5 protein-coding genes are annotated in these 6866 nt (G+C 72.5%); 2 read left to right on the top strand and 3 right to left on the bottom strand.

Annotated elements, in window-relative coordinates; all coding sequences use genetic code 11:
- Window positions 1–94 precede the first annotated feature (94 nt).
- A complete protein-coding gene (locus tag GL263_RS18330) occupies window positions 95–2110 on the top strand; it encodes an MDR family MFS transporter (protein WP_182856807.1) in 2016 nt (671 codons plus the stop codon).
- 48 nt (window positions 2111–2158) lie between these two features.
- On the opposite strand, the gene GL263_RS18325 is transcribed toward GL263_RS18330, so the two are convergent.
- A complete protein-coding gene (locus GL263_RS18325) occupies window positions 2159–2509 on the bottom strand; it encodes an antibiotic biosynthesis monooxygenase family protein (protein WP_182856806.1) in 351 nt (116 codons plus the stop codon).
- 129 nt (window positions 2510–2638) lie between these two features.
- Between GL263_RS18325 and GL263_RS18320 the strand changes: the two genes are divergently transcribed.
- Window positions 2639–4750 (top strand): bifunctional glycosyltransferase 87/phosphatase PAP2 family protein, encoded by a 2112-nt coding sequence (locus GL263_RS18320; RefSeq protein ID WP_323379463.1) that lies wholly within the window; start codon window positions 2639–2641, stop codon window positions 4748–4750.
- Between the two features lie 157 nt (window positions 4751–4907).
- Here the strand turns inward: GL263_RS18320 and GL263_RS18315 are convergent, their stop codons facing one another.
- Together GL263_RS18315 and GL263_RS18310 are read right to left on the bottom strand one after the other, a co-directional pair.
- Window positions 4908–5489, bottom strand: coding sequence for a TMEM165/GDT1 family protein (locus GL263_RS18315; protein WP_182856805.1), 582 nt, complete (start codon window positions 5487–5489; stop codon window positions 4908–4910).
- Between the two features lie 241 nt (window positions 5490–5730).
- Complete coding sequence (locus tag GL263_RS18310) at window positions 5731–6525, bottom strand: ABC transporter permease (protein WP_182856804.1); 795 nt, start codon at window positions 6523–6525, stop codon at window positions 5731–5733.
- Window positions 6526–6866 lie beyond the last annotated feature (341 nt).

Below are 6866 nucleotides of genomic sequence, written 5' to 3'. Positions count from 1 at the left end.
GAGACAGCCTCCGGCGCCAGTCGGCCCCGCCCCGGGCCGCTTCCCCCCGACGCGCCGCGTGCTCCGCAGGACGCGCACACTCCCAGCACCGACCATGGGAGGCATGACCCAGGCGCCCCCCTCGGGCGGGCAGACCGGCCACCGGACGCGCACCGTCTATCTCGCGATGGGCGCGCTCCTGATGGGCATGCTGCTCGCCGCGCTCGACCAGACGATCGTCGCCACCGCCCTGCCCACCATCGTCAGCGAGCTGGGCGGCATGGACCACCTGTCCTGGGTGGTCACCGCGTACCTGCTGGCGGCGACGGCCGCCACCCCGCTGTGGGGGAAGCTCGGCGACCAGTACGGCCGCAAGAAGCTGTTCCAGACCGCCATCGTCATCTTCCTGGTCGGCTCCGCCCTCTGCGGCATCGCGCAGACCATGACCGAGCTGATCGCCTTCCGCGCGCTCCAGGGGCTGGGCGGCGGCGGGCTCATGGTGCTGTCCATGGCGATCGTCGGCGACCTGGTCTCGCCGCGTGAACGCGGCCGCTACCAGGGCCTGTTCGGCGCGGTGTTCGGCGTGACGAGCGTGCTCGGGCCGCTGCTGGGCGGGCTCTTCGTCGACCATCTCAGCTGGCGCTGGGTCTTCTACGTCAACCTCCCGCTGGGCGCGCTGGCGCTCGCGGTGATCGCCGCCGTCCTGCACATCCCGGTGCGCCGCGAGAAGCACCGCATCGACTACGCGGGCACCGTGCTCATCGCGTCGGTCGCCACCTGCGTGGTGCTGGTCACCTCGCTCGGCGGCACGATCTGGGCCTGGGACTCCCCGCAGGTGTACACGCTGTCGGCGCTCGGCGTGGTACTGCTCGCCCTGTTCGTCGCGGTGGAGCGGCGGGCCGCCGAACCGGTGCTGCCGCCGGCGCTGTTCCGCATCCGCAGCTTTGTGATCTGCTCGGTGATCTCGTTCGTCATCGGCTTCGCGATGTTCGGCGCGCTCACCTACCTGCCGACGTTCCTACAGGTCGTGCACGGCATCTCACCGACGCTGTCCGGTGTGCACATGCTGCCGATGGTGCTCGGCATCCTGACCACCTCCACCCTCTCCGGGCAGATCGTCAGCCGCACCGGCCGCTGGAAGGTCTTCCCGATCCTCGGCACCGCCGTGATGACCGTCGGGCTGCTGCTCCTGCACAACCTCGACGAGCGCAGCGCCGACTTCGAGATCAGCGTGTACTTCCTGGTCTTCGGTCTGGGACTCGGCCTGGTGATGCAGGTGCTCGTGCTCATCGCGCAGAACGCCGTCGACTACGCCGACCTGGGCGTCGCCACCTCCGGCGTCACGTTCTTCCGGTCCGTCGGCGCGGCCATCGGCGTCTCCGTCTTCGGCGCGATCTTCGCGGGCGGGCTGGGGCCGCGGCTGCGGGACGCGCTGGCCGGCCACGAGCTGCCGCCCGGCGTCAGCCCCGAGTCGCTGCAGGCCGACCCGCGCGCGGTCGCCGAACTGGACCCGGCCGACCAGGCGGCCACCCTGCACGCCTACGCGGAGTCGATCACGGACGTGTTCCTGTGGGCGGCGCCCGCCGGGATCGCCGCGTTCGTCCTGGCCTGGTTCCTGCGGGAGGAGCCGCTGCGCGGCAGCGTGCAGGCGCCGGAAACCGGCGAGGTGATGGCGGTCAACCCCGTGCAGCGCTCGTCGCGGGAGGAACTGGAGCGGGCGCTGAGCGTCCTGGGCACCCGCGCCGGGCGCCACGACGTGTACGCCGCGCTCGCCCGCGACGCGGGAACCGACCTCCAGCCGGCCTCCGCCTGGCTGCTGCTGCGGATGCGGCGGCAGGGCCCGCTGGAGCCGTCCAGGCTCGCCGAGCACGCCCGCATCGACTGGTCGGTGATGGTCGCCGGCGCGCGCCAGGTGGAGGAGCGCGGGCTGGCGACCAGGGAGGGGCTGACCCTCTCCCTGACCACCACCGGCGTGGACACCGCACGGCGGCTCGCCGAGGCCCGCGAACGCAGGATGGCGGAACTGCTGGGCGACTGGTGGACACCCGACCGGCCACGGGACCTCGCCGAACTCGTCCGGACGATCAGCGCGGACCTCAGCGGCTGCGACGAGGAGACGCCCCGCCCCTGACCGGTCGCGGGAGCGGCACCACCCGGTACCACCCGGTACTCCCCGGTCCTACTTGGGCGACGCCTGCTGCACGACCTCGAAGGACCACAGCGTCGAGCCGGTCGCGGCCGGCTTCGGCCGCTCCCCCTCCCCGCCGTGGCCGGCGCCACCGCCCTGACCCGCCTGACCGCCCTGGTGGGCGGCCTTCATCGGGCCCTCCATCCACGCCTGGAAGGACTCCTCGTCCCGCCAGCGCGTGTACACGAGGTACTGGTCGGTGCCCTCCAGCGGCCGCAGCAGCTCGAACCACTCGAAGCCGTCCGACCCCTCGACGGAGCCCGCGCGGGACGCGAACCGCTTCTCCAACACCTCACGCTGCTCCGCGGGAACGGACAGCACGTTGATCTTCACGATGCTCATGTCGTCCATCGTGCCGTACCGTCTCTCCCGCCTCATACTGGACCCAGTCAGGTGGCCGCCCGGTGTCCTGCGTCTGACATCCGGAATGATGGCGCTGCGAGCGACCTACTAGACGGGGCACGGGGAAACGTGACTGTGGAAGACAACCGGCTCAGCGCGGCGGTGCGAGGGGAATCGCGCACTCGCGTCGCACTGGCGCTGCTGTGGCCGCTGACCTTGATACTCGCGGCGTACCGGCTCGTCGACGTGCTCGGGAAGGCGCCCGACCAGCGTCTGACCGACCTCGGCGGCTGGCTCGCCCGCAACGGGCCGCTGGGCAGCCCGGACACCGTGTACGACGGCGCCGGCTTCACCGGCACACCGCTGACGGCGGCCCTGCTGAGACCGTTCGGCACGCTGCCGGAGCCGATGCTGGGAGCGACCTGGGCCCTGGGCCTGCTCGCGCTTGTGGGCGCGCTGGCCCTTCTTGTCGTCCATGCCCTGCCCGGGCGGGTCTCCCGGCAAACCAGGTCGGTGATGCTGCCGCTGGTCGCCTCGGTGCTGCTGCTCGCGGTGCCGGTGCGCGCGGTGTTCGACACCGGCGGGCCGGGACTGCTGCCGATCGTGCTGGTGGTGGCCGCGTTTGTGTACGGCGGGCGGTCGCCGTGGCGGGACCTGGTGCCGAACGTGCCGCTGCCCGGCCTGCTGATCGGCTTCGCCGCCGCCCTGCAGCCGACGCTGCTGCTGTTCGCGCCGCTGCTGTGGCTGCTGGGCCGCCGCAGGCAGGCCGTGGGCGCGGTCGGCACCTTCGGCCTGAGCACGCTGGTGGCGTGGGCCGCGCTGCCCGCCGCGTCCGCCGACTACTGGTTCGGGCACTTCGCCGGCACCGGGCTGGGCGGCGCCGCCGACGACGTCGGCAACCAGTCTCTGCACGGTCTGCTGCTGCGCCTCGGGCTCTCCGGCACCGTCGAGATCATCCTGTTCGTGGCGCTGGCCGTGGCCGTCGCGGTGCTCGGCCTGCGCCGCGCGGCCCACTACGCGCGCGACGGGCAGCCACTGCTGGCCGCGGCGATAGCCGGCTGCGTGGTCATGGCCGTCACCCCGGCGGCCTGGCAGCACCTCCAGTTGTGGGTACTCCTCGCCGCGGTCGGCCGCTTCGGCCGGCGTCGCGGCGATCGTCTTGTCTGGCCGGTGCTGGTGGTGCTGGTCGCGAGCCTGAGCGCCGAGGCACTGGTCCCGAAGATCGCCTGGCTGGCTCCGCTGGGCGAGAACGCGCCGCTGCTGGTGGCGCTGACGGCCGCCGTGGCGCTGCCGTTCGTCTCGACCGGCTCCCCGCTGTGGGACCGCCCCGAGCCGTCGGGCCCGTTCAGCCGCCCGCACCTGATGCTGGAGCTGCTGCTCATACGCGTCGGCTACTTCGCCTACTCCTACATACGCTCCCTGGCGCCGGACGGGCGTGAGATCGCCGAAAGCCACGGCCACCAGATCCTGGCCATCGAACGGGCCCTGCGCCTGGACATCGAGCTGCGCATCAACCAGTACGTGCACAAGACGGGCTGGTTGGAAGCGTCGATGAACTTCTACTACGGGGCCTTCCACTTCCTCATCCCCGTCGCCCTGCTCGCCTGGCTCTACCTGCGCCGCCCGGCCGACTACCGCTGGGCCCGCAACGCCCTGTGCTACACGACGCTGCTCGGCCTGGTCGGCTTCCTGCTGTACCCGCTGGCGCCACCGCGGCTGATGCCGAAGATGGGCTACCACGACACCATCAACGGCCCGCAGGACTTCGACGACCCGAACTTCGGCATCCTGACGGGGATCTCCAACCAGTACGCGGCGATGCCGTCGCTGCACGTCGGCTGGTCGCTGTGGGCGGGGCTCGTGATCATCCGGCTGAGTCCCCGGCTGTGGGTGAAGGCGCTCGGCGCGCTGTACCCGCTGCTGACGACGGTTGTCGTCATGGGCACGGCGAACCACTACCTGCTGGACGCCTTCGGTGGCGCGGCGGTTGTCGTGGCCGGCTTCGCGCTGGCGGAGCTGTGGCTGCGGCACGGCCCGGCCTCCCGCGCGGACCGACTGACGTCGGCGGAGGCGGCGGACCCCGCGGCGGATCCCGCGGCGGTCGCCGCGCGGGTCGGCGCGAAGGACCCGGTACCGGCCGGCGCGACGGTCACGGCGGCGGCCGGGGAGCCGTCGAAGGAGAGCACCTCCGGGTCCGCTCCGGGCGAGGCCGGCAGGACTCCGGCGGGCGACGCCCGGTAGCCCACCCGTGTTCACGTGGCCCCTGGCCCGCCCACCCCGGGCGGGCCAGGGGCCACTTCGGTCCGGCCGTTTCGGTCCGGCCGGGACGGGCCGGCCACGTCGAGCCACCCACGTCGGTCCAGCCGTGTCGGCCTGGCCGCCGGTCAACGGCGCGGCCTCAGCCGACGACGGCCTCGTAGAGGCTCCACAGGCCCAGCAGCGTCATCACACCGGCGGCGATCTTCGAGATGACCCCCAGCGGCACCCGCTTCATCAACGCGCGGCCGCCGAGGATGCCGATGGCCGCGACCGCCCACAGCGCGGTCACGGCGCCGAGCGCGACCGCCAGCGGGTCGTCGTAGCGGGCGGCGAGGTTGGCGGTCATGATCTGCGTGAGGTCGCCGAACTCCGCGATCAGGATCAGCATGAAGCCGCTGCCCGCGACCTTCCAGAACGACTGGTCGGCGGGCTTGCGGACCTCGCCGCCGTCCTCGTCCTTGTGGCGGAGCAGCAGGAACGCGCCGGTCAGGAAGAGCACACCGACGATGACCGCGAGCAGCCGCTGCGGCAGCAGCCCCAGCAGGCTGCCCGCGGCGACGGCAAGCGCCACGTGCAGCACAAAGGCGGCGGCGACGCCCGCGAAGACGTACGAGGCGCGGTAGCGGGTGCCGAGCACCAGACCGGCGAGGGCGGTCTTGTCGGGCAGTTCGGCGAGGAAGACGACGCCGAAGGTGACGCCGGCTGCGGCGAGACTGAACACGGTTGGACGATCCTCATCGTTCGGGCCGCGCCGAGCGGACCCGCTGGAAAAGCGAACACCTCGGCACGGCAGCGTCTGGGACACTGCGGCCGAAGGTCTCGCTGGCGCACCACGTGTGGTGCGCTCCGGGCGCCGGGGCGGTGAGCCGCCCAGTATGTCGACGGTCCGGCGAGGAGCTACTCCCCTTCAGATGTCGTCCACCCTACGACAGCCCTCGCCGCTCGGCCCAGCCCCGGCCTGCTCAGCGGGCCCGCCGGCCGTCCCTGTGCAGCCTGTCCCGGGCGATCAGTTCCAGGGTGACGGCCACCGCGACCGCCTGCACGAACATCAGCGCGACCAGCACAAAAAGCTGCACCGCCCCCGCCATCAGCGGTGAGGCGCCACCGAGCAGCATGCCGACGAAGGCGCCGGGCAGGGTGACCAATCCCACGGTCCGCGTCTGGTCGATGCCCGGCAGCAGCGCGCCGCCGGCCGCCGGTCTGGCGACCTCCAGCACGGCCTCCCTCGGCAGCAGTCCGATGGCCAGTCCCGCCTCGACCTCGCCCCAGCGCACGGTCAGCTCCTCCAGCGCGCGCCGGCCGGCCAGCACGGTCGCGGTGAGCGCGCCGCCGATGAGGATGCCGGCGACGGGGATGAGCGCGATCCCGCGCAGCGGGACCAGTCCGGTACCGACGAGCAGCAGCAGGACGGGCAGCACGCCCGCGCCGATCGAGCAGGCCACCCAGTAGCCGCAGCGGTCCCGGGTGAGCCGGCGGGCGGCGGTGAGCACGGCGACGGCGTACATCAGCAGGACAAATCCCAGCAGGGTGGGCAGGGCGCCGACCACCCAGCCGATGACCAGGGAGACGGCGCCCAGTTGCACCACCGCGCGCAGCCCGGCGGTGAGGATCGCCCGACCGTAGCCCTCGCCGTTGTCCTGGGTGAGCCCGGCGGTCAGCGCGACCGTCGCGGCGGCGAGCAGCAGGACGCCGAGCACCACGCCCAGGACGGGAGTGACGGGGAGAAGGGTGTCGGTGGCGAGCGGATCGGCCGTCATGGGTCCATTCCCGGGCATCGTGCGACAACTGTGCCTGCGCTGCGGGGTGTTGGCGGAGAGAAATCGGCGCCTACCCCTTGATGTGACATGCCCATGTCTTCACTCTGTTACCTGCGGACCGCCGGGACGACATCTGGCGGCACCAGCATGCCTCCGGCGCCCGAAAACGCGACCCGGCGCCAGGCACCACCCCCAGACCAGGCACCTCCTGCCCCAGGGAGTTTGTTATGCAGGCCACAGCCCAGCAGCCCGACACGCCGGTTCGCTACGCGCGTAAACCCCGCGCGACGCGCGCCCGGCTCGCCGCGCTCTCCGCCGGCACCGTGGCGGCCGTCCTCACC

Origin of the sequence: Streptomyces durbertensis (genome assembly GCF_014156695.1) — a bacterium.
GTDB classification, from domain to species: domain Bacteria; phylum Actinomycetota; class Actinomycetes; order Streptomycetales; family Streptomycetaceae; genus Streptomyces; species Streptomyces durbertensis.
Note: the sequence above shows the minus strand (reverse complement) of the source record. Positions and strands in the feature narration are given on the sequence as shown.